A 23,467-nucleotide genomic window follows, 5' to 3' on the forward strand; every position below is an offset into this window, starting at 1 on the left:
GAGTGAGCGAGATGGAGCAGATTTTCGGCAAAGGCGTATCCAAAGGCGTAGCGGCAGGCCCGATCAGCTTTTACCGCAGAGCAAGCGGCGTCATTCCGCGCCATGAGGCGAGCGACACTGCGGCAGAGCTGGAGCGATTCCGCGCAGCGCGGGAAACGGCGAAGGAGCAGCTCGCAAAGCTGTATGACAAGGCACTTGCTGAGGCCGGTGAGGACGCGGCAATGCTGTTCGAGGCGCACCAGATGATGCTGGACGATCTGGATTTCGTGGAGAGCATCGAGGGTATGATTGAGAACGACCGTGTAAACGCCGAGGCCGCCGTCAGCGACACCGGTGTACAGTTCGCGGAAATGTTTGCTGCGATGGACGACAGCTACATGCAGGCGCGTGCAGCGGATATCCGCGATATTTCCGCGCGGGTGATCGGTATTCTGACCGGCAAAGGCGAAAGCGGCATCGTGTCCGATGTGCCGTGTATCGTGGCGGCAGATGATCTTGCGCCGAGCGAGACCGTGCAGCTGGATAAGGCTCTTATTCTGGGCTTCATCACGGCAGGCGGCTCGGCGAACTCACACACGGCGATTCTGGCCCGCACGATGGGCATTCCGGCCATTATCGGTGCAGGAGATGCGTTGCAGCCGGAAATGGAGGGCAAGTACGCCATCATTGACGGCCAGACCGGCGAGGCGGTCGTGGAACCGGATGACGCCGAGCGCGAGCGTTTGCTCAAAAAGCAGGCCAAGGAGAAGGCGCTGAAAGAACTGCTCGATCAACTCAAGGGCAAGCCGAATGTGACCAAGGACGGCCGGAATGTGATGGTCTACTGCAATATCGGCTCTCCGGCAGATATTGATGCGGTTCTGCAGAATGACGGCGGCGGCATCGGCCTGTTCCGCTCGGAATTTCTGTACCTGCAGGGCAGCGACTATCCAACCGAGGACGAGCAGTTCAAGGCTTATAAGACGGTCGCGGAGCGCATGGGCGGCAGGCGCGTTATCATTCGAACGCTGGACATCGGCGCGGACAAGCAGGCGGACTATTTCCACCTCGATAAAGAAGAAAACCCTGCCATGGGTCTGCGTGCCATCCGCATCTGTCTGACCCGTCCGGAGGTGTTCCGCACACAGCTGCGTGCGCTGTATCGTGCATCGGCTTACGGCAAAATCGCTATTATGTTTCCGATGATCACCTCGGTCTGGGAGGTACAGGAGATCAAGCGCATCTGTCGCAACATTCGTGCGGAACTCGCGGAGGAAGGTGTGCCGATGGCGGACAAGGTGGAACTCGGCATTATGATCGAGACGCCGGCCGCCGTCATGATGAGCGCAGAACTGGCACATGAGGTAGACTTTTTCTCGGTCGGCACGAACGATCTGACGCAGTACACGCTGGCGGTTGACCGACAGGGTGTAGGTCTCGACCGGTTTTTTGATGCCCATCATCCGGCGGTGCTTCGCATGATCCGCATGGCAGCTGAAAACGCGCACAAGGCCGGAATCTGGATCGGCATTTGCGGCGAACTCGGCGCGGACGCGGAGTTGACCGAAACCTTCCTGTCGATGGGTATCGACGAGCTTTCGGTTTCGCCGTCGGCGGTGCTGCCGCTGCGGTCGGCGATTCGCTCGATTGATACGACAACACTGGCTCCGCTGGAATTGTAAAAAAGGATAAAAGCAGTGATATGCTTCCCAATTGGAAAGGTATCACTGCTTTTTATTCCAAATGCCAGCGCACGAGATACGTCACCGTGTACTCACCCTGATAACCGGACCGCGCCCGCTGAAAGCGCATTTGCAGCTGCGCGTTAGAGGTTTGCGTCTCAGATACGATCGGCTCTGCACCGGTGGTGAGGAAAATATCGAGCGAGATACGGGTTTTGCTCTCGTCCGAGTCAACGACGATATGGTCAACGAGCGCCTTGGACATCTCGCGCGAGAACCCGCAGCTCATCTGCCACCGTTCCTCGATGGTGCGGCGTAGGTTTTCCACTCGCCGGATACGTTCTTCTAGTGTCTTGTCTGCGTTCTGTAGTTCTGTTCGCTGCTGCTCGAGGGCGGCAAGCTGCTCGTTGCAGGTCTCATTGCGCTGCTTGAACTCGTCGTTGGAGAGCGCACCCGCAAGCACCAGATCGAGCAGCTTGTCCTTGCGTTTGGTGACGGTTTCGATTTCCTGCTCGACTTGAGCAAGGGCAGGTGCGTTGTCCTGCTGTGCGGCAAAGGCGCGGAGATTGTCGATGTACTCCTGCACGGCGGCTGAGCGCTCGTCTGTCACCTGCTCGAATACGCGCTCCAAAATGCGGTCCAGCTCGTGGCTGTAAACCGTCGGGGAATTGCAGCCGCCGGTTTTGCCCTTTTCGCGGTACAGCCTGCAGTTCCAGCACTCCATTTCGCCGCGGCTTTTGCTTTTATACACATGCCTGTGGAAAGTTGTGCCGTGCCTGGCACAGATCAGCTTGCCGCTGTAGGCGTAGCGATTCTGGGATGCCTGCGCGTGCGCCTTCATGGTCTTGCCGCGTGAGGCAAGCAGACGGTTAGCCTGCTCCCACAGTGCTTCGGGCACGATGGCAGGCACACGGTCGTCCTCATGCACGAGCCATTTGTCTGCACTCAGGCGGTAGCTGCGCTTGTCGCGGTAGTCGCGCGAGGCGTACCGCCGACCGGCATAGCAGCCCTTGTATTTCGGGTTGCGTATCATGCCGTACAGCGTGGAGTAGGTAAGCGGCTTGCCCTGCCGTCCGCGTACACCGCGGCTGTCCAGGTCGTTGGCAATGGCGCGAAGACCGAGATCCCCGGCGGCATAGCGCTCGAACACCTCGCGGACGACGGCGGCTTCCGGCTCGACAATCTCCAATCGCCCGTCAACCTTGTTGTACCCGAACAGATTGTTCTGTCCGAGCAGCACGCTGTTCTCCTGCGCCCGCTTAAAGCCGAAGCGCGTGCGCTCGGACAGCTTGCGCACCTCGTCCTGCGCGATGGAGGACATGATGGTGAGCCGCAGTTCGGCATCCTTGTCAAAGGTGTTGATGTTGTCGTTCTGAAAGTACACGCCTACGCCGCAGCGCAGCAGCTCACGCGTGTAGCGCAGGCTGTCGAGTGTATTTCTGGCGAAACGGCTGATTTCCTTGGTGACGATGAGGTCAAAGCGGCCGCGTTTCGCGTCCTCGATCATCTTGAGAAACTGCTCACGTCCCTCGACAGACGTGCCGCTGATGCCCTCATCCACATAGCCTCCGGCGAATGTCCAGTGCGGATTTGCGGCGATATAGTCCTCAAAATAGCGTTTCTGGTTGCCGAGACTGTTGATCTGCTCGTCTTTGTCGGTCGAAACGCGGGCGTAGTACGCCACAGCAAGCTCGGTATCGAAAATGCTGCGGCCCTGTGCCTGCATTTCGTCCAGTCTGCGGACGTCCATTGGGCGGCTCCTTACGGCGTGCTGTGCAGCCGGGTCAGCTTGTCCGTCTGCACATGGCGGACAAAATCGTGCTCGTCGCGGGTGATGCAGCCGCTCTTCAGCATTTCGTCGTTGAGCGCAAGAATCTGGTAGATCTGTGCACACTGAAAGTTGTTGGTCATGGAAATTCCTCCTTCTGGTAGTTAGGATTGCCGTGATGCGGGCGGTTTAACCATAAATATGTATAAATAATATATCAATACAAGGCGCGATGGATAAACGTCTCGAAAGTATTTCATGACACTGTTTTTCACCTTGTTCGGCTTATGCAGAACCGTTTTCGGCGCGGACTGTGTGACTGTGCACGCACTTGACTTTTTCACATAGATATGGTTATGATATGCAGCAATCGAGCAAAGGTGCTTCACAGTGCCTTTGCTCTTTTTATTTGTGCGTTTGCGGCGGTGCTCTGCATTCTGCTGGGCAGCAATCGCTACATGGTGGACTGCGTGCAGCAGGAGGCGCAGGCGAAGGATGAACTGGTGTCTCTCATTGCGCTGGGGCAGCAGCTTGCCGATGCATCCGACCTGCTGACAAATGAGGTCCGCGCGTATGCCGAAACCGAGGATATCACCCATTTGAACAACTATTGGACCGAGGTTCTTGCCACCAGACAGCGAGACGCGGTAATTCAGACACTGGAAAAACGATCAGCTGCCGGATGAAGAAGCCGCGCTTCTGGCGCAGGCCAAGCGCTGCTCGGATCTGCTCATCGACACCGAGACCCGTTCCATGCACCTGATTCTCGCTGCGGCAGAGCAAAATGCAGATGATTTTCCGGACGAGCCGCTGCACAGCTACGTCACCCGTGTGACGGAAACACCGCTTTCCGGTGCAGATACTGTGCTTTCCGCTGTGCAAAAGCGCGAAACCGCCCGTCAAATCCTGTACGATGCGGCGTATGAGCGGGCCAAGTATGAAATTATGTCGCCCATCGAGCAGTTCCGGCAGCAGACCTCAGATCGTTTAAAAAACGAAGTCGCACGCGCGACCGCCGGACGCCGCACCGCCTCCGAGGTGCAGATTTTCTGTCTGCTGTGCTCACTGGTGCTGATTGCAGCGGTGCTGTGGCTGCTGATGCGGCTGTATATCGTGCCGCTGCGCCGGTACACGGATGCGCTCTCCGGTGCGGCAGCAGATCGGATGCGGGTGTGCGTTATGCCGTGTGGCGCGAGCGAACCGTACCGGTTCGGACAGATGTTCAACCGTCTGCGGGCGACACTGGAACGCGAACTGGAAAACCGCCGGACAGCTCCAAGATCGAAGCAGGCGCGCTGACGTTTGAGGCGGTCGTGTTCGACCCGACGGCGCTGCTGCACGCCGCGCGCGATATGCTCGAGCACAGCGCGCGTCAAAAGGGGTTGACGCTGAAATTGGATATTCAGGGAAAGCTGCCGCAGGCTGTCAGCGGCGACCCGACCCGTCTGCGGCAGGTGCTGGTCAATTTGGCAGGCAACGCGGTCAAGTTCACCGAGCACGGCAGCGTCACCATCGCCGCCAAGACCGTGCAGCAGGATGAAAATGGTGTCACCATTGCGTTTGCGGTCGCAGATACCGGCATCGGCATCCGTGACGAGGATCAGGCGCGTATCTTCGAGCCATTCGAGCAGGCAGACAGCAGCGTGACACGCAAGTACGGCGGTGCCGGTCTGGGACTGGTTATCGTGCGGCGCATTGTGGAAACAGCGAGCAGGGGCACGCACAAGCTGACACTTGAGAGCAGGGAAGGCCTCGGTTCGACATTCCGGTTTGCAATGGATTTTGCATTGGCGGAGCCGGTTTCTGCGGGCGCACAGCTGCTCGGCGGAGTATGTGCGGCTGCATCTGGAGCATGGCCGTCCCGCGAACGCGCGTGCGCTGCTGCATGATCTCATCGGACTTGCGGGCAACCTTGGGTGCGACGCGCTGTCGGGTGCCAGCCGTGTGCTGCTCGACGAGGTGCACCACGGCAGAATGAACACGCTGCCGCAGTTTACCGAGGTGTTCGACCGCACGATAGAGGAGCTGCGGTCGTTTGCGGAAACCCAGACCGAACCGCTCGGAAAACCGATGGAACAGGCCGCCAGAAAGCTGAAAAAGCTGGTGGAAAACTACGATTTCTCCGCCGTGCAGTGGTTCGAGCAGCATGGCAGCAGCCTGCGGCATACCATGCCGCCCGAGCGGTTTGCGCGGCTGTCGGAAGCGCTCGAGCGCTATGATTTTGAACGAGCGGCGAAGCTGCTGGACGAAAAAGAGGAGTGAGGACATGTATCGCATTTTACTGGTCGAGGACGATGAGGCGCTGCGCTATGTGTATGCGCACATGCACGCATGGCAGGAGAATGGGGTTTGTCTGGCGGCGCAGGCCGTCAACGGCAAGCAGGCGCTCGAGCAGATGGACAAGGAGCGTTTCGACCTCATTGTGACCGACATCCGTATGCCGTTCATCGACGGTCTGGAGTTATTGCGCGAGCTGCGCCGACGCGGGATACAGACGCCGGTCATTCTGGTCAGCTCCTACGGCGAGTTTGAGTACGCAAGGGAAGGACTGGTGCTTGGTGCGTTCGACTACATCGTAAAACCCTTCCGCGAGAAACAACTGAACGCCGTACTGAGCCGCGCGGCGCAGTCGCTCTCGGCGCACACGGACGAGGACAGCCAGTACGCGCTCGTGCGCGAAACCTTCGAGACTCTCGGCATTCCGGTGCAGGAGGACGGCTTTGTGCACACGCTGGCAGCGTTTCTGGCGGCACACCTGAATGGCGTGATCACGATGGAGCAGGCCGCCGAGCATCTCGGGCTGAGCAAGGACTATTTCGGCAAGCAGTGCCGCAGTTATACCGGAATGGCGTTCGGTGCGCTGTACAATCAGGTGCGGGTGGCGTATGCAAGGCAGCTGCTGCGAGAAAGCACGGACAAGGCTGGCGAGATCAGCGAACGGCTTGGTTTTGCCTCGCCGGACTACTTCACGCGCATCTTTCAGGACATCACGGGCTGCAGGCCGAGTCTGCTGCGGCTCATTCGCAAAGCGCCGGATATCGACCGCGCGTATGCGCCGAGCGACCGCAAGTTTGTTTCTGACGACAATCTGTTTCGCATTCAGGCATGGATCATCAGAGAACTGGCAAAATCAAAGCCGTGCATCATCATCGGCAAGTGCGCCAACCATATCCTGCGGGATCGGGCAAACGTGCTCAGCGTGTATGTGGAAGCGCCGCGCAAGACCTGCGTGGAGTCTATCATGCAGAAATCCGGCGTAACCGCAGAACAGGCAAACAAATTGATCGTCAAAACCGATCAGTACCGCGCAGAGTATTACAAATACTACACCGGCGGCGACGACTGGACCAATCCCACGCTGTATGACCTGACGGTGAACACCGGCAGGCTGTCGCGCGAGGACGCGGCGCGGCTGATCATTCAGGCGGCGCGCATCAAGTTCGGTGAGGACGCTTTATACTAAGGCAACACCGCACAATTAAAGCTGCGGCGCTTTTCGGAAATTTTGTGCCCTGACTTTGGCTTCGGTTCCTTGCGCGAGTTCCGTCCGCGCTGCCGAGATTTCACGGTAATACGTCAAGTATTACCGCAAAACCGTGCCTCGTCAGTACGCAAAATTTACTCGCAAATCGCTCTTGTCCAATTATGCGGTATTGCCCTAAGTAAACAAGATTCGACAATGGGGTCGATCCGGGACGGCAGGTGCTGTGCGGGTCGGCTTTTTTTCATTCTCAAATTCGTAAACCAATCCAGTAAAGGAGAGATTTTATATGAATTATTCCCTGCTTCACAGACTTTCGGCAGGCGCGGTTTGCGCCGCACTGCTGGCAACCATGACCGCCTGCGGCGGCGGTTCCTCTGCACCGGCGGCAGACAGCGCGGATTCCTCCGCGGACGGTGGCACTGTAAAGGTCGGCCTGCTGCACTCGCTGACCGGCTCAATGGCGATTTCCGAAATGTCCGTGCGTGACGCGGAGGTGCTTGCCATCGACGAGATCAACAAGGCCGGCGGCATCAACGGCTGCCAGATTGCGTACGTCGAGGAGGACGGCGCATCCCAGCCTTCCACCTTTGCTGCCAAGGCCGAAAAGCTGATCGACAGCGATGGCGTAGCGACCATCTTCGGCTGCTGGACCTCCTCCTCGCGTAAGGCGGTAAAGCCGATCGTTGAGGACTACGACGCACTGCTGTGGTATCCGGTACAATATGAGGGCATGGAGTCCTCGCCGAACATTGTGTACACGGGCGCAGCACCCAACCAGCAGATCGTTCCGGCCATCAAGTATCTGCTCGATAAGGGCTACAAGAAATTCTTCCTGCTCGGCTCGGACTATGTGTTCCCGCGCACCGCGAATATGATCATCGAGGCGCAGGTCAAGGCCGCAGGCGCGAATGTAGTCGGTGAGGAATACGCCGACATGGATCAGACCGATTTTGCCGCTATCATCGCCAAGATCGAGGCCGCGAAGCCGGATATTATCATTAACACCCTGAACGGCACCGGCAACGTTTCCTTCTTCAAGCAGATGAGTGAGAAGAACTACACCGCAGAAACCTATCCGACCATGTCATTCTCCATTGCAGAGGAGGAGGTAGCTACCATCGGCGCAGACATCCTCAAGGGGCACATGGTTTCCTGGAACTACTATCCTGCTGACCTCGCTCGGACTTGCCATCACGTTCGGACTGATGCGCGTCATCAACATGGCGCATGGTGAGTTCGTCATGATCGGCGCATACATGACCTACGTCACCCAGCAGCTGTTCGCGGCATTTCTGCCAAGCTCCATGCGCGACTGGTACTACATCGCAGCGCTGCCGCTCGCCTTTGCGGCGACGTTCCTGCTTGGTACGGTCGTAGGCTCGACGGCTATTGGCGGCGCAAGTATTTTTGCAGAAAACTATACCTCGGCAACCATTGCCAAGGCAATCGTGTTGCTGCTTGTGATCGTATTCCTGCAGAAGCGTCCGCAGGGTCTGTTCACCATTCGCAGCCGCAGTCTGGATGATTAAGGAGGGAGAAACCGATGAAACTGCTCAAAAAGCAGGGCATGAATCTATGCCTTGCCGTAATTGTTGCCGTGCTGGCGGCCATGCCGCTGCTGCTGCAAAGCGGCGTGCTGACGGCAAGCTCGACCATCCTGTACCTCGGCAAGTGCATTGCGTTTGCCATTGTGGCTATGGGACTTGACCTCATCTGGGGCTACACCGGCATTCTGTCGCTTGGCCACGGCCTGTATTTCGCACTCGGCGGCTACGCGATGGCGATGTACCTGAAATTGCAGGCGACCGGCGGCAGCATCACGGATTTCATGCATGTCGGCGGGCTGACCGAGCTGCCAATGATCTGGAAGCCGTTTCAGAATCTTCCGGGTGCGATTGTTATGCTGTTTATCGTGCCGACTGTCGTTTCCGGCCTGATCGGCTGCTTTATCTTCAAAAACCGCGTCAAGGGCGTGTAGTTCTCCATCATTTCGCAGGCATTGACCTGGGCGGCGTACTCCATCTTCATCGCGCTGTCGCCGTACACGAACGGCAATGTCGGCATCACGGAGATCCAGACTGTGCTCGGCAGCATCCGCGGCGAGAAAAACCGCGGCAACATGTTCCTGCTGTTCTACGGTGCGCTGCTGCTGATGGTGCTCACCTACGCGCTCTGCCGTTTCCTCACCACGCGCAAGTTCGGCAAGCTGCTTGTCGCCATCCGCGACGGTGAGAATCGCACCTACTTTTCCGGCTATCAGGTCAGCCATTACAAAACCTTCGCGTATGTGCTCTCTGCCATCATGGCGGCTGTGGCAGGCGCGGTGTTCGTCAACTTCAACGGCTCGATCACGCCGTCGCAGATGACCATTTCGTACTCCATCACCATGGTTATATGGGTCGCTGTCGGCGGACGAGGCACCATCATCGGGCGCGTTTCTCATCAATCTGTGTGAGTACAACCTGTCCTCCGGCGGACTGGTTGATGTATGGCAGTACATCATCGGTGCAGTGTTCGTGCTGACCATCCTGTTTATGAAGGGCGGTCTGGTCGGTCTGTTCTGCGAGCAGATTCCGGTGCTGCTGCACAAGGAACGCAAGCCCAAGGTCGATTTGACGCAGAAGGCGCAGAAAGGAGCATAAATCATGGCAGGAAACAGCACAGTGCTGGATATCAAGGATATTTCGGTCTGCTTTGACGGCTTTTACGCGCTGACCGAGGTCAATGCCGCCGTCAAGCGGCACTCCATCCACTTTTTCATCGGACCGAACGGCGCAGGCAAGACCACGCTGCTCGATATCATCTGCGGCAAGACCAAGCCGACCGCAGGCAGCGTTATCTTCCATCCGGAGAGCCGCGCGGATGTGCGCCTGACCGGTATGCCGGAGTATAAAATCGTCCGCGAGGGTGTCGGCCGCAAGTTTCAAGTGCCGAGCGTGTTCGGCAGACCGACAGCAGACGAGTTGGCGCAGATCGACCGCGTGCTCGATAAGGTCGGTCTGCTCGACAAGGCGCAGACGCGGGCGGGTTCTCTGGCGCACGGTCAGAAGCAGTGGCTCGAGATTGGCATGCAGCTTGTGCAGCAGCCGGAGATCATCATGCTCGATGAACCGGCGGCAGGCATGGGCAAGCCGGAAACGTTCAAAACCGGCGAAATCCTGCGTGAGATTCAAAAGGGGTGCACCATCATCGTCATTGAGCACGACATGGACTTTGTGCGGCAGGCGGCGGACATCGTAACCGTGCTGCACGAGGGCAAGGTGCTCACCGAGGGCACGGTGGACGAGGTGCTGGCCGATGCGACCGTGCAGGCGTCTATCTGGGACGCGGCAAGGCCGCAAGCTGAGCGAAAGGACGTGAAAACAATGCTGAAAATTCGAGGACTGGAAAGCTGCTACGGCGAAAGCTGTATCGTGAGCGGGCTGACGCTCGACGTACCCAAGGGCGAGATCGTCGGTCTGATCGGGCGAAACGGCGTGGGCAAGTCCACCACGCTCAAGAGCATCATGGGTCTGGTGAAAACGCCGCACGGCGCGATCGAACTGGACGGCGAGGATATTATCCGCCGTCCGACCTACGAGCGAGCCGCCGCCGGACTGGGTTATGTGCCGCAGAGCCGCGATATTTTCCCGCAGATGACCGTGCAGGAAAATCTGGAGTTGGCGCTCTATGCGCAGAAAAAGCACGGCAAGGTGCCGGATTACATTTACGATCTGTTTCCCATTCTGCCGAAGTTTGCCGCACGGCGAGGTGGCGATCTTTCGGGCGGTCAGCAGCAGCTCGCCATTGCGCGTGCGTTGGTCGTGGACCCGAAGGTGCTCATCCTCGATGAGCCGACCGAGGGCATTCAGCCGTCCGTCAGCGCGGATATCGGCACGGCGATTCAGCGCGTCAACAAGGAACTGGGACTGACTGTGCTGCTGGTCGAGCAGTATCTGGATTTCGTGCTCGAAAACACCACGCAGCTGCATGCGATGGAAAAGGGTGCGCTGATTTACAGCAGTACGACCGCTGAGGCAGACGGCGCTCACGTTCAGCGTCTGATGACCGCATGAGCGGGGAGCAGCTGTCGGAAAGCACGGCGCATATCCTCATCGTGGACGACCTGCCCGACCATCTGGCGTTTGCGGGCACGATCCTGCGGCAGCAGGGCTACCGCGTGCACGCCGCCACAAGCGGACGGGCGGCGCTCGCATTCCTCGAAAAGCGTCGGCCGGATTTGATCGTGCTCGATATCCACATGGAGGGCATGGATGGACTGGAGCTGTGCCGCCGCATCAAGGAAAACAGGCAGACAAGCGAAATTCCGGTAATCTTCGTCACCGCAGAGACCGCACCCGAGGTTATTACCGCCGGATTTGACGCAGGCTGCTGTGATTATGTTCCCAAGCCGTTTGTACGCGCAGAGTATCTTGCGCGTATTTCGGCACATTTGCGCATTGCGCGGCAGAACAAGGCGCTTCGCACGGCGTATAAGGAGCTGGACCGCTTCTGTTCGGCTGTGTCGCACGATATGAAAAGTCCGCTCAGCGTTATGTGCATGCTGCTGAAAAACATCATCAGCAATGCGTTTAAGTTCACACGCGGGCGTGAAAACGCGAAGATCACCGTCACGGCAGGCGAGGAGGACGATTTCACGGTTATCGCCGTCCGCGACAACGGCGCAGGCTTTGATATGCAGTACGCCGACCGGCTGTTCCGGATTTTTCAGCGTCTGCACGATAACAGCGAATTCGAGGGCACGGACGTCGGTCTGGCGATGGCGCAGCGCATTATGGAGCGGCAAGGCGGCAAAATCCGCATGACCGGTGAAGTGAACAACGGTGCGACTGTGTTTTTGTATTTTCCGCAGGAATAAATCATAGAATCAACAAAAATCAGGAGGGCTATTTATGCATATCGCAAGCACATTCCGCAACGACACTGCTGCCGGACTACGCATTCCGTGCCGTAGAAAATGCGCTGACCTCCGGTGCGGCCGGTCTCATTGGCTGTGCGGCTGTGTTTGTATTTGCGGTGCTGACCGGTGCAATCCTAACGCGCACGGCGAAAGTCGCAGCCTGACCGAAAGGAGCGAAAATCATGCGATTAACTCCGCGCGAGACCGATAAATTATTGCTGCATCTGGCCGGAAATCTGGCAAAGGAACGCCGTTCCCGCGGTGTAAAGCTGAATTACCCGGAGACCATTGCGTACATCTCGAGTGAGATTGCCGAGATGGCACGCGACGGCAAAACGGTGGCAGAACTTATGCAGGAAGGCCGAAAGCTGCTCTCCGCCGCCGACGTGATGGACGACGTGGCTGAAATGATTCACGAAATCCAGGTCGAAGCCACCTTCCCGGACGGCACCAAGCTGGTGACTGTGCACGATCCGATTCCGGCAAAACAGGCGTTCATTCCGGGTGAGGTGCTGACCGAGGGCGGCACCATCTGCCTGAACGAAGGCCGTCCAACGGTTGAAATCAGCGTTACAAGTACGGCAGAACGTCCGATACAGGTTGGCTCACACATTCACTTTTTCGAGGTCAACAAGCGTCTGCGGTTCGACCACAAAGTTTCCTGGGGTATGCGGCTGGACATTCCGTCCGGCACGGCCGTGCGCTTTGAGCCGGGCGAGACCAAGACCGTGCGGCTGGTTAAAATCGGCGGCACGCGTGAGGGCTATGGCCTGAACGGACTGGTGAACGGCTCGTTTGACGACTTTACCGTGCGCGACACCGCATTCGCGCAGGCAAAATGGCAGGGCTTTCTGGGATTGGAGGACGAGGACAAATGATCGAGCTTTCCCGCAGAGATTACGCGCAGATGTACGGCCCAACGACGGGGGACCGTGTGCGTCTGGGCGATACCTCACTGCTCATCGAGGTGGAAAAGGACCTGACCGTGTATGGCGACGAGGCCAAGTTCTGCGGCGGCAAAAGCCTGCGCGACGGCATGGGACAGTCATGCACGCACACGGACAAGGAATGTCTGGATACGGTTATCACGAATGCGCTCATCGTGGACTGTACGGGCATTTACAAGGCGGATATCGGCATTAAGGACGGCAAAATCTCCGGCATCGGCAAGTCCGGCAATCCGCATATTATGGATGGGGTTACACCGGGCATGATCGTAGGCGCATCTACCGAGGCCATTGCAGGCGAGGGGCTGATTCTGACCGCAGGCGGCATTGACAGCCATATCCATTTCATTTCTCCGACGCAGGTGCGCACGGCGCTGTATTCCGGTATCACGACCATGATCGGCGGCGGCACCGGTCCGGCAGACGGCACGAACGCCACCACCTGTACGCCGGGTGCGTTTCATATTACACGCATGCTGCAGAGCGCGGAAGATTTACCGATTAACGTGGTGTTTCTCGGCAAGGGCAACTGCTCGACAGCAGGTCCGCTCGCCGAGCAGATCGAGGCCGGTGCCGCCGGTCTCAAGCTGCACGAGGACTGGGGAAGCACACCTGCCGCCATCGACTGCTGTCTGTCGGTCGCGGAGCGGTACGATGTGCAGGTTTCCATTCACACGGACACGCTCAACGAAACCGGCTGTGTCGAGGACACGATAAACGCCTTTCACGGGCGTACGATTCACACCTATCAAACGGAAGGCGCAGGCGGCGGTCATGCGCCGGACATTATCCGTGCATCGGCGTACGATTACGTTCTGCCGTCCTCGACCAATCCGACCATGCCGTATACCCGCAACACCATCGACGAGCATCTGGACATGCTGATGGTATGCCACCACATCGACAAATCCAATCCCGAGGATATTGCCTTTGCGGATAGCCGTATTCGGCCGGAAACCATCGCGGCAGAGGACGTGCTGCACGATATGGGCATTTTCTCCATGATGTCGAGCGATTCGCAGGCGATGGGACGTGTGGGCGAGGTCATCACGCGCACCTGGCAGGCAGCAGATAAGATGAAAAAGCAGCGCGGCACGCTGGACACGGACTGTGCCCGCAACGACAACAACCGCGTCAAGCGTTACATCTCCAAGTACACGATCAATCTGGCGGTGACGCACGGCATTTCCGAGTATGTCGGTTCGGTCGAGGTCGGCAAGCTGGCTGATCTGGTGCTGTGGCAGCCTGCGCTGTTCGGCGCGAAGCCGGAAATGGTGCTCAAATGCGGTACGATTACGGCTTCACGCATGGGAGACGCGAATGCATCCATTCCGACGCCTGAGCCGGTGGTCTACACCGATATGTTCGGCGGACACGGCAAGGCACTGTCGCAAAGCTGTGTGACGTTCGTCTCTAAGTGGGCGTACGACCACGACATTGCCGGACATCTGGGACTGGAGCGAGTGGTACTTCCGGTTTCGCACTGCCGCGACATCAACAAGCGTGATATGCGCCATAACGACACGCTGGCAGACGTTCGGATCGATCCGGAGACCTACACGGTGACGGTGGACGGCAAAAAGATTACATGTGAGCCGTTCTCTGAACTGGCACTCGCACAGCGGTATTTTCTGTTCTGAGGAGGAAAAGCAACATGATCGCAGAGCATATTTTAGGCAATGTACGGGACGGCGTGACCGAAACCGTCGTCAATATTCCGTTTGAGTGGTTCGAGACCGAAAAGAAGCGCATCGCCAAGACTGCCGAGGACGGTACGGAATTCGGTGTGTGCGTCGGTGAGCCGCTGCACGATGGCGATATTCTTGCACGGGAGAACGGCAAGGTGTATGCGGTGCGGATTGCACCGTCACGGCTGATCGAAACGCGCGTTTCCTCCATGCAGGAGATGGGCCGGCTGTGCTTTGAAATGGGCAACCGGCACTTGTCGCTCAAAATCGAGCCGGACCGCGTGACCGTGCCGTATGACGAGCCGACGCTGCTGTATCTGCAGCACCTCGGCTTTGACGCACACGAGACGCACGCGGCCAAGTGCGTGCCGCTGCGTCAGCTGGAAGCACAGCGCGTTCTGCGCGAGAGTTTTCCGCAGCTGCTGGACGCCGTGCGAACCGCGCTTTCCGTCATCGAGGATGAGCTCGGCATAGGCGGTCCGGCGTTTGACATTTTCGCCATGCAGCACGAAACACTCTATTCGAGACTGTACATGAGTTGAGGAGAATCAGTTATGAGCTTTGTAAAAATCGGCATCGGAGGTCCGGTCGGATCGGGCAAAACCGCACGCATTGAGCGTTTGACCCGCCGTATGAGCAAGGAATACAGCATTTGCGTCATCACGAACGACATTTACACCCGTGAGGATGCGGAATTTCTAATCAAGAACTCCTGTCTGCCGCCCGAGCGCATTGTTGGTGTGGAGACCGGCGGTTGCCCGCACACCGCCATCCGTGAGGACTGCTCGATGAATCTGGAAGCAGTGGATGAGATGGCGGAGCGGTTTCCGGATGTGCAGATCATCTTCATCGAGTCCGGCGGCGACAACCTGTCTGCAACGTTCAGTCCGGACTTGGCGGATGCGTCTATTTACGTCATTGATGTGGCGCAGGGCGAGAAAATTCCACGCAAGGTCGGGGCGAGTCTGGAAGTGATGGCGTCCGACAGCGCACGCATGCGGGAGGGACGCAAATTCCTGTTTACCAATTTGGTAAGCGGAGAAGGACTGAATAAAGTCATTGCGTGGATCAAATCCGACGTGCTGTTCGAGGGCAAGTGATGGAAAGCCGCATTTTTGTACAGACAGCGCGGCAAAACGGCCGCACACAGGTCGAGGATATGTATTTCACCGCGCCGTACAAGATCATGCGGCCGCTGTACAATGGCGGGCATACCGACCTGATTTTGATGCGGCCTCGGTGGGTCTGCTCGCGGGCGACAGCATCAACGCGCAGTACACGTTCGGGGATGGCTCGGATGTGTCCGCTCGAACACAAGGCTTCGAGAAGGTATTCAACACCGGAGACAGACAGGCACGCAGACACATTTCCATCGAGGTTGGAGAGAATGGGCGCGTGTGCTTTCTGCCGCAGCCGGTCATTCCGTTTGCGGGCAGTGATTATCGCGGCAGCATGACGGTCAATCTGCAGAAAAACAGCCGTTTTTTGTGCGCGGATGTGTTCACCTGCGGACGCACCGGCTGCGGTGAGCGGTTTGCCATGCGGCGGTTCGAGAACCGGCTGCGCGTCACGTTGGATAATCGACCGGTGTTTGCAGAGCATACACTCGTGCAGCCTGAGAGACGCGGCTATACCGGACTGGGGCAGTGGCAGGGATTTACCCATCAGGGCGTGCTTTATGTCTATGCGCCCGGAAAAGAGGACGAAATCTTTGATTTTGCGCGGCAGAAGGATATCCTGCCGGACGGTATCGTCGGTGCAAGCCGCGCGGTGCAGGGCATATGTGTCCGTGCGCTGGCTATGAGCGGCGATACGCTGTTCCTGTTCTTTGAGCGGTTTGAACAGCTGGTGTGAGCAATAACAAAAGGCTCCTGCGTCATAAGACACAGGAGCCTTTTGCGCCACTGTGGAGGGACACAGCGGCGCTGTCTAACGGCAGCAGCGCACGGGGAGTCGGACGTTATGCGCCGATGCCGAGAGGCGAAAAGATAAGGTACATGATCGCAACAACTGCCGCACCGGCAATCGCCCAGACCTTGCCGCTCTTCCAGGGGGTCATATCCATGACCTTGGCATCCGGCATCTCCCACGCCAGCTGACGCGGACTTACCTTGATGCAGATTGCATAGATGATACATTCGAGAACGAACAGTGCGAATACAACATACAGATAGTGGAACCGGCTGAAGAACGGGATGACCTTGGTCAGACCGTACAGCACGATGTGGATCGGAATAACAATCTTTGGAGCGATGGCAGGCGCCTTTTTGCTCAGCAGACCGAACAGGACAGCGGTCAGCAGCGGCATGGAGAAGAAGCCCCAGCACTCATTGATGAAGTTCATAATGCCGGTGCCGAAGAACATAACGAACGGTGCAATGGCGATGGAAACCACGCCGACAATCGTACCGAAGATCTGGCCGACCTTAACAACCTTGTTGTTGGAGGCCTGCTTGCCCCAGATGGGCTGCCAAACGTTCAGCGTGAAGATAGTGGATGCGGAATTCAGCACCGAGTTGAACGAGGACAGGATCGCGCCGAACATAACGGCTGCGAAGAAGCCCATCAGCGGCTTGGGCAGCACTTCCATAACGAGAAGCGGGTAGGCCTGGTCAGCCGCCATGCCGACCGAGGTGTCCATCTGGCCGCCCGCAGCCAGCAGCTGGAACGCGATGATGCCCGGCAGAACGATGACAAATACGTCAAGGCACTTGAAGAAACCGGCCCAGATTGCGCCCTTCTGGCTCTCAGCGAGGTTTTTGCCGCCCAGAGAACGCTGGATGATGGACTGGTTGGTCGCCCAGTAGAACAGGTTGTTGACGAACATACCGGTCAGCAGCAGCGGCCACGGTACTTCCGGCGGAAGTGCATTCGGCGCGGACCATGCGTTCATCTTTTCCGGCGTTGCGGAGATGAGGTGATCCAGACCGGCCATGAAGCCGCCGCCGTCCAGCTCGCCGAGGGCAAGAATGCCGAGGATCGGGATAGCGAAACCGCCGATGATCAGACCGACGCCATTGATGGTGTCCGAGTAGGCAACGGCTTTCAAGCCGCCGAATACCGCATAACACATACCGATGATGCCGGTGCCGATGCAGATAATGGTGATGGCGCTGAAATAGCTGATGCCGAACATACTCTCGAGGTCAAAAATCTTAACCAGTGCGACCGCACCCGAATACAAGATGGTCGGCAGCATAGTAACGACATACGCGATCAGAAACAGCAGCGAGAACAGGCGCATGGTGAAGGTATCGTAGCGCATCTCGAAGAACTCTGGGATGGTTGCGATGCCGCCGCGCAGCAGCTTGGGCAGGAACACGAACGCCAGCACGATCAGCGCGAACGCCGAGGTGGCCTCCCATGCCATCGTACTCATGTTGCCCGCAAATGCCTGTCCGTTCGTGCCGACAAGCTGTTCTGCGGAAAGATTGGTCATCATCAGAGAACCGGCGATAACGATGCCGGGCAGTCCGCGGCCTGCGAGGAAGTAGCCTTCCTTGGTGGACAGGTCGTCATCGCGTGTTTTCCACCACGAGAGCACCGCGACAAGCACGGTGAACGCGATAAAGGTTGCGACAGTAAATGCCATTTTGTTGTTTCCCCCTTGTTTTTTTACTGTGTGGGCTAATTTTTGGGCGCGGAAAACCGCCTCCCCCTTTTGAAGAGGCGGTTTTCCGCATTTCTATTTCGTTGGAATACAGAGATTCGGTCACTGGCCCAGGCGCTTTTCTACCTCAGCGCGGCGTTCTGCGGCGTTGTCAGCCGTTACAACGGTAGCATCAGTCGCAATGAACTCGTCCAGCTTTTTGCCGTTGAGCGCATCGACTGCGGCCTGCACGCCGAGATAACCAACATCGTAGCCGTCAACGGCGACGGTCATGGTCTCCTGACCGGCAAGAATAGCATCAATGCCCGCCAGATTGCCGCCGACGCCGACAAAGATGGTGTCCTTGTATGCCGGAAATACGGCTGCGGCACGGGCGGCACCGGCTGCCATATCATCGTTATTAGCTACGATGATAGCAACGCCTTCCGGATGTGCCTGAATGATGGCCTCCATGCTGGTAACAGCCTTGTCGGCTACGCCGTCTGCGTACTGGGTTTCCGCAGAGAGATATTCGCCGCCAGCTTCTGCAATGCCCTGCTTAAAGCCTGCAATGCGTGCCTCCGAGGTGGAGTCGCCCTGCACACCCATGATGCCGATGGCGGTAATCTTATCCCAGCCCTTATCCTTTGCTGCCTCAACAGCGGCCTTGCCGCCCATTGCGGCCAGCTCCTCATTGTTGAAGCCGACAAAGCTGAGCACCTTGTCCGAGTCGATGGCGGTATCAATCGCCACGATTGGCAGGTCGGTATTTGCAATTTGTGTTGCAACGGTTTCCGCCTGAAGCGGCGCAACCACCATTGCATCACAGTCATTCGCGCTGAGCGTGGTTTCGATCATGGAAAGCTGCTCGTCATATGCGGTCTCCGAGCTTGCACCCAGAACATCAACAGTTACGCCCAAATCCTTGCCGGCCTGCTTGCAGCCGTTGCCGACATACTGCCAGTACTCGGATGCGAGCGTTTTCAGAATGACCTTGATATGGTAATCCTGCTGTGTGGTCTGGTCGGCCGTGTCACCGCCGTTATTTGTCTTTGCGGTGCTGCCGCCGCAGCCTGCGAGTGCGCTCATCAGCATTGCACTGGACATCAATACAGCAAGTAATCTCTTTTTCATAATCTTTTCCTCCAAAATCAGTTCTTTATCTTTTTTCTTTACTTTTGAGAGAGTTGCCGGAGAGAAGAGAGAGGTGCTGAGAAAACAGCGTTGGTTTTATTCGTAATCGACCCAAGCAGAGCCGTTATTTGCGGATTCTACGCACTTTTCAATCCACTTGATACCCTGTGCGCCGGCCTTGACATCCGGATACCAGAAGTCGCCGTAAGCGCCCTTGTCCGCGTCAGCCATAGCGACTGCGAAACGTGCATACAGGTTGCTCCACGCCTCGAACAGACCCTCGGCATGGCCGCCGCCGATACGATCCTCGACACGCGCCTCGTCGGTCAGGTAGCCTGCGCCGCGCTCGAGCACGCGGGACGGCTCGCCTTCTACCTCGTACAGCATCTGGTTCGGGCGCTCGTCATCCCACTCGAGGGATGCCTTGGAGCCGACCACGCGGATCTTGTGGTAGTGGCGTGCGCCGCTGTTGATCGAGCTTGCCCAGCAGTATACCTGCGCGCCAGCCTGCACATTTTCGCTGCCCTTGAGGTTCATGATAACGAAGGCGTTGTCCTCCAGCTCGCGGCCCTCAACGAAGGAACGCTTGGTGCACATCAGGTTGTCGATTTTCATATCCGGGATCATCGCCTCGATGATGAACAGCGGGTGCGTGCCGACATCACCGAGTGCGAACGACGGACCTGCCTTGGACGGGTCAAAGCGCCACTTTGCGGACGGCACCTTGTCCTCGATCTTGAAGTTGTAGCCGCCGAACGCGAAACTCATATTGATAACGCGGATTTCACCGAGATCGCCGTTTTTGATCATCTGGCGCGCCTGCTGGATCAGCTGATGGCCGGAATAGCCGTAGGTCACGCCGACAACGCGGTGCTTTTCTTCTGCCAGCTTGACCAGCTCGTCTGCCTGTTCAGAGGTGAAGCACAGCGGCTTCTCGCAGACAACGTGCAGACCGGCTTCGAGAGCAGCCTTGCAGACCTCGTAGTGCATGCCGTTCGGCGTTGCGATGGAAACCGCCTGCACGCCGTCCGGACGCTTGGCCTCCTCAGCAAACATGGTCTTGTAGTCCGGATAGCAGCGGTCCGGGTCAACGTGCAGCTGCTTGCCGAAGTCCTTGCCGCGCTCGGGATCGATGTCGAACGCACCGGCAACCAGTTCAAAGTTGAAGTCGCGCAGTGCCGCCGAGCGATGGATGTAGCCAATCTGGCTGCCGCGGCCGCCGCCTACCATGCCCCAGCGAATGGGATTGTCTACTCGTTTTTCACCGTAATACATAAAGAAATCCTCCTTAAAAACTACATGAATATTAAAATATTGTGTTTGAACTATTGAGAGAGTGGAGCGGGAGCACGGGAGAGAAGAGCCGTGCTCCTCGCTCGGGTGTGATTAGATTTCGTAGCCGACCGACTTCAGATAGTCTACACTGGCCTTGACATCGCGCAGGCTGTTGTCCGAGTTGCGCGGGTCGCGCTCCTGCTCGATGGTGATGTAACCGGAATAACCGATATCTGCAAGCGCCTGCTTGATGGCCGGATAGTCGAGCGAACCTGAGCCGATGGGGCACATGGCGCCCTTGCCGCAGCCGTCGAAGAAGCGGATGCGCTCACCGAGCACTTGACGGTAAACGGTTTCGTTTACGTCCTTGAAGTGGACGTAATCCAGCTTGTCAGCGTACTTTTTGAGGTATTCTACCGGGTCCATGTGCGAATAGTACAGGTGACCGGTATCCAGACACAGACCGGCAACCTCGTACGGAATATCGCGGACAACCTTTGCAATCTCGTCTGCAAACTCGATGTAGCCGCCTGCATGAGGATGGATGACCGGGCGCACACCCCATTTGTTCGCGCGTTCACATACGGCGCGGACGTTGCCCATGAATCGCGCCCATTCCTCATCGGAAAGACGCGGCGCGGTGTCCGGATGGCCTGCGGCGTAGTCGCGCTCATCGTGTCCCCAGTCCATAACGGTCATGTACGGCGTGGGGAACTTCTGGCCGTCGTGGGTCTTGAGCACCGGCAGCTTCGGGTCGGTGATCAGGCGGCAGATGTCGTCAACCGCGTGCAGCACGCTCTCCTGATTGTCCGCGTCGAGCAGATCATGGAAAATGGTGCCTGCCACGATGGCAAGACCGTTCTTGCGAAGCTCGTTGGCTACCAGTTCTGCGTCAATCGGCAGGTAGCCGTAGGGGCCAAGCTCGATGGCGCTGTAACCGGCTTTACCGGCTTCCTCCAGTACGCGCGTCCAGGGCGGTAAATACGGATTCTTGGGGTCATCCACACCCCAGCAGCAGGGTGCACCGCAGATTTGAATGCTCATAATTGAAAACTCCTTTCGCTGTTTCCGTGAAGTTTTTGTTCTTTTTGATGATTTTATTATACTATTCCGGCGAATATGGTGTTTCTTTGTTCTTGCGTTTTGTTTTGTGAAAACTCTCGAAATATTGCACAAAAAGCAGGGGTATCAATTTGGTTTATACGGATTCTTGTGGTCTGCACCAAAATACGATATACTATACCTATATTCACACAGGGGGGAGAGTATGGAAGAAGGAGTACGTTTTGTATCCGGTCAGATGCCGAGTCTGCTGTACGCCACCAAGCAGATCGTAGCGGCATCGACTATCACACGCGCCATCCATCGGCATGAGCGGTTCACGGAAATGCTGTATGTCTATCAGGGGGCGGGTCAGTACATCGCGGGCGGCTACAGCTATCCGATCCGCACGGGGGATATCTTACTATATAATCAAGGCGATCTGCATGAAGTCACCTCGTCCCTGCAACACGAGATCGGCACGTTCTGCTTTGGCATTTCCAGTCTGCAGCTGTGCGGACTGCCGGAAGGGCATTTCACCAAGGCAGAAAACGGATTTGTGCGTCCGGCGATGGACGAGATTGACCACATGCAGTCGCTCAGCGAACTGATTTACGAGCACGCGGAACGGAGAACGTCCTACTCGGATGAAATCGTCGCACAGCTGCTGCCTGCGCTGGTGCTGCTGTCGGCCAATCTGCCGCCGGATGCGCGCGCCGCCGATCAGCCGCATAATCTGGTGCTGGCGAACCGTATCCGGCAGTACATCGGCACGCATTTCACCGAGCAGCTGACACTCGAGGATATTGGAGAGGCGATGTCCATGTCGCCGTATCATCTGGCGCATATTTTCAAGGAGATCACGGGTATGTCGCCCATCCATTATATGATACGCTGTCGTGTCGGTGAGGCGCAGAACCTGCTCATTTCCACCGATTACAGCGCAACGCAGATTGCCGCCATCGTCGGCTACACCAACGTAAACCACTTCAACGCCATTTTTGCGAAGCTGGTCGGTCTGCCGCCGATTCGGTATCGCAGGAAGTATCTGGAGAATATGCAGGGCAGCAGACTGCAGTAAAAGAACCTCGTCAAAGAATGCAGCGGATTCTCTGACGAGGTTTTAGATATTCTACAGGAATTTTATAATGGTGCGGACGATGCCCGCTAAAAAATCAGGACGGAAGGCTCGAGAGACCTTCCGTCCTGATTTTATTAGAGGGGTGTTGTCTTAAGGTTTGGTTTGGAAATTTCTATCTGAGTGAATAGGTAGACTGTGTGAGTTTAGTCGATTCGCTTTACCAGATCCTCCGGAATCTTGGCAGTGCCCTGACCGTAATACTGGAATACGTCAACCATCTGCTGAATCTGCGCGTCGCTCATCTGCTTGATCTCGCCGTTGACGCAGGCTGCGCGGGCAGCCAGATAGCATTTTGCGGCTTCTTCGAGGTAGACCGCAGCGTACAGCGCCTGATTGAGGTCCTTGCCGACCGTCATAACGCCGTGCTGAGACAGGATAACGGCATGACCGTTGCCGACGTACTTAACCGTATCAATGCCCATATCGATCGAGCCTGCAGCCGAATACGGCGTGATCGGCACATTGCCGCCGGCGGCATTGGCCAGTGCGGTAATGCATACGCGGAACTCGGTCAGGCCCGGAATGAGCGAAACCGCAGTCGCATACGGCTGGTGGGTGTGGATAACGGCGTTGATGTCCGGACGCTCGCGGAAGATATGCAGGATAGCCGGTGTGTCGGACGAAGGCTTGCGGGTGCCTTCGATGACATTGCCGTCGATATCCATGACGATCATATCATCCTCGACCATCTTCTCGTACATCATACCGGACGGCGTAACGAGAATCTCGCCGGTCGGCATGCGCACGCTCAGGTTGCCGCAGGTCAGCGATACCAGCTCATAGCGGTCGAGCAGGATACCGGCTTCGATGATTTCTTTTTTCATTTCCGAAAACATGGT

The 23,467-nt window shown here is 57.3% G+C and carries 25 protein-coding genes and 1 pseudogene; 19 read left to right on the forward strand and 7 right to left on the reverse strand.

The window, feature by feature from the left end; genetic code table 11:
- Positions 1-11: 11 nt before the first annotated feature.
- Positions 12-1,661, forward strand: coding sequence for a phosphoenolpyruvate--protein phosphotransferase (ptsP, locus tag DW724_RS09775; protein WP_118761324.1), 1,650 nt, complete (start codon positions 12-14; stop codon positions 1,659-1,661).
- Positions 1,662-1,713: 52 nt separating this feature from the next.
- Here ptsP and DW724_RS09780 read toward each other — a convergent pair whose 3' ends face one another.
- Positions 1,714-3,411 carry a recombinase family protein gene (locus DW724_RS09780; protein WP_118761325.1) on the reverse strand — a complete coding sequence of 566 codons (1,698 nt, stop codon included), beginning with the start codon at positions 3,409-3,411 and terminating at the stop codon, positions 1,714-1,716.
- 11 nt (positions 3,412-3,422) lie between these two features.
- On the reverse strand, positions 3,423-3,572 hold the full coding sequence (locus DW724_RS15620; protein WP_158574371.1) for a hypothetical protein: 150 nt from the start codon (positions 3,570-3,572) through the stop codon (positions 3,423-3,425).
- 282 nt (positions 3,573-3,854) lie between these two features.
- Here DW724_RS15620 and DW724_RS09785 point away from each other — a divergent pair, with 282 nt between their 5' ends.
- The 17 genes and pseudogenes from DW724_RS09785 (at position 3,855) to DW724_RS09860 (ending at position 16,302) form a co-directional block, all read left to right on the forward strand.
- On the forward strand, positions 3,855-4,115 hold the full coding sequence (locus DW724_RS09785) for a hypothetical protein (RefSeq protein WP_147358651.1): 261 nt from the start codon (positions 3,855-3,857) through the stop codon (positions 4,113-4,115).
- A gap of 67 nt (positions 4,116-4,182) precedes the next feature.
- Positions 4,183-4,728 carry a hypothetical protein gene (locus tag DW724_RS09790; protein WP_118761327.1) on the forward strand — a complete coding sequence of 182 codons (546 nt, stop codon included), beginning with the start codon at positions 4,183-4,185 and terminating at the stop codon, positions 4,726-4,728.
- Positions 4,614-5,318, forward strand: coding sequence for an ATP-binding protein (locus DW724_RS09795; protein ID WP_147358652.1), 705 nt, complete (start codon positions 4,614-4,616; stop codon positions 5,316-5,318). The genes DW724_RS09790 and DW724_RS09795 overlap by 115 nt, the downstream gene beginning before the upstream one ends.
- Positions 5,263-5,691 (forward strand): hypothetical protein, encoded by a 429-nt coding sequence (locus DW724_RS15450; protein WP_147358653.1) that lies wholly within the window; start codon positions 5,263-5,265, stop codon positions 5,689-5,691. The genes DW724_RS09795 and DW724_RS15450 overlap by 56 nt, the downstream gene beginning before the upstream one ends.
- A 4-nt stretch (positions 5,692-5,695) precedes the next feature.
- Entirely contained in the window at positions 5,696-6,892 is a 1,197-nt protein-coding gene (locus DW724_RS09800) for a cytidylate kinase family protein (protein ID WP_158580258.1), read from the forward strand.
- 307 nt (positions 6,893-7,199) lie between these two features.
- Entirely contained in the window at positions 7,200-8,147 is a 948-nt protein-coding gene (locus DW724_RS09805; protein ID WP_243105728.1) for a transporter substrate-binding protein, read from the forward strand.
- A complete protein-coding gene (locus tag DW724_RS09810; protein WP_243105729.1) occupies positions 8,119-8,442 on the forward strand; it encodes an ABC transporter permease subunit in 324 nt (107 codons plus the stop codon). The genes DW724_RS09805 and DW724_RS09810 overlap by 29 nt, the downstream gene beginning before the upstream one ends.
- Before the next feature lie 80 nt (positions 8,443-8,522).
- Positions 8,523-9,368: pseudogene (gene urtC / locus DW724_RS16045) on the forward strand (urea ABC transporter permease subunit UrtC).
- A gap of 61 nt (positions 9,369-9,429) precedes the next feature.
- The gene (locus DW724_RS16240) at positions 9,430-9,555 is read left to right on the forward strand and encodes a hypothetical protein (RefSeq protein WP_256372141.1); all 126 of its coding nucleotides are present in this window, start codon (positions 9,430-9,432) and stop codon (positions 9,553-9,555) included.
- A 3-nt stretch (positions 9,556-9,558) separates the two neighbouring features.
- Complete coding sequence (locus DW724_RS16310) at positions 9,559-10,968, forward strand: ATP-binding cassette domain-containing protein (RefSeq protein WP_118761333.1); 1,410 nt, start codon at positions 9,559-9,561, stop codon at positions 10,966-10,968.
- The gene (locus tag DW724_RS09830) at positions 10,965-11,771 is read left to right on the forward strand and encodes a response regulator (RefSeq protein WP_118761334.1); all 807 of its coding nucleotides are present in this window, start codon (positions 10,965-10,967) and stop codon (positions 11,769-11,771) included. Before DW724_RS16310 ends, DW724_RS09830 begins: the two co-directional genes overlap by 4 nt.
- Positions 11,772-11,809: 38 nt before the next feature.
- Positions 11,810-11,977 carry a PDGLE domain-containing protein gene (locus tag DW724_RS16430; RefSeq protein WP_442861277.1) on the forward strand — a complete coding sequence of 56 codons (168 nt, stop codon included), beginning with the start codon at positions 11,810-11,812 and terminating at the stop codon, positions 11,975-11,977.
- A gap of 18 nt (positions 11,978-11,995) precedes the next feature.
- Positions 11,996-12,691 carry an urease subunit gamma gene (ureA, locus tag DW724_RS09840; RefSeq protein ID WP_118761335.1) on the forward strand — a complete coding sequence of 232 codons (696 nt, stop codon included), beginning with the start codon at positions 11,996-11,998 and terminating at the stop codon, positions 12,689-12,691.
- Complete coding sequence (gene ureC, locus DW724_RS09845) at positions 12,688-14,400, forward strand: urease subunit alpha (protein ID WP_118761336.1); 1,713 nt, start codon at positions 12,688-12,690, stop codon at positions 14,398-14,400. Before ureA ends, ureC begins: the two co-directional genes overlap by 4 nt.
- Before the next feature lie 14 nt (positions 14,401-14,414).
- Positions 14,415-14,990 carry an urease accessory protein UreE gene (locus DW724_RS09850; RefSeq protein ID WP_118761337.1) on the forward strand — a complete coding sequence of 192 codons (576 nt, stop codon included), beginning with the start codon at positions 14,415-14,417 and terminating at the stop codon, positions 14,988-14,990.
- A 12-nt stretch (positions 14,991-15,002) separates the two neighbouring features.
- Positions 15,003-15,548 (forward strand): urease accessory protein UreG, encoded by a 546-nt coding sequence (gene ureG / locus DW724_RS09855; RefSeq protein WP_118761338.1) that lies wholly within the window; start codon positions 15,003-15,005, stop codon positions 15,546-15,548.
- Between the two features lie 139 nt (positions 15,549-15,687).
- Positions 15,688-16,302, forward strand: a complete 615-nt coding sequence (locus DW724_RS09860; RefSeq protein WP_158580260.1) for an urease accessory protein UreD — start codon at positions 15,688-15,690, stop codon at positions 16,300-16,302.
- Positions 16,303-16,408: 106 nt separating this feature from the next.
- Here the strand turns inward: DW724_RS09860 and DW724_RS09865 are convergent, their stop codons facing one another.
- The 4 genes from DW724_RS09865 to DW724_RS09880 form a co-directional block, all read right to left on the reverse strand.
- Positions 16,409-18,040: a solute:sodium symporter family transporter gene (locus DW724_RS09865; RefSeq protein WP_118761340.1), complete on the reverse strand. Its 1,632-nt coding sequence runs from the start codon at positions 18,038-18,040 to the stop codon at positions 16,409-16,411.
- Between the two features lie 120 nt (positions 18,041-18,160).
- Positions 18,161-19,171, reverse strand: a complete 1,011-nt coding sequence (locus tag DW724_RS09870) for a sugar ABC transporter substrate-binding protein (protein ID WP_118761341.1) — start codon at positions 19,169-19,171, stop codon at positions 18,161-18,163.
- 96 nt (positions 19,172-19,267) lie between these two features.
- Positions 19,268-20,446, reverse strand: coding sequence for a Gfo/Idh/MocA family protein (locus DW724_RS09875; protein ID WP_118761342.1), 1,179 nt, complete (start codon positions 20,444-20,446; stop codon positions 19,268-19,270).
- Between the two features lie 111 nt (positions 20,447-20,557).
- Positions 20,558-21,490: a sugar phosphate isomerase/epimerase family protein gene (locus DW724_RS09880; protein ID WP_118761343.1), complete on the reverse strand. Its 933-nt coding sequence runs from the start codon at positions 21,488-21,490 to the stop codon at positions 20,558-20,560.
- A 223-nt stretch (positions 21,491-21,713) separates the two neighbouring features.
- Between DW724_RS09880 and DW724_RS09885 the strand changes: the two genes are divergently transcribed.
- A complete protein-coding gene (locus DW724_RS09885) occupies positions 21,714-22,568 on the forward strand; it encodes a helix-turn-helix domain-containing protein (RefSeq protein ID WP_158580261.1) in 855 nt (284 codons plus the stop codon).
- A 203-nt stretch (positions 22,569-22,771) separates the two neighbouring features.
- Here DW724_RS09885 and DW724_RS09890 read toward each other — a convergent pair whose 3' ends face one another.
- Positions 22,772-23,464 (reverse strand): class II aldolase/adducin family protein, encoded by a 693-nt coding sequence (locus DW724_RS09890; protein WP_110436230.1) that lies wholly within the window; start codon positions 23,462-23,464, stop codon positions 22,772-22,774.
- Positions 23,465-23,467: the final 3 nt, after the last annotated feature.

This window comes from Butyricicoccus sp. AM27-36 (genome assembly GCF_003480945.1).
GTDB classification, from domain to species: Bacteria; Bacillota; Clostridia; order Oscillospirales; family Butyricicoccaceae; genus Agathobaculum; species Agathobaculum butyriciproducens.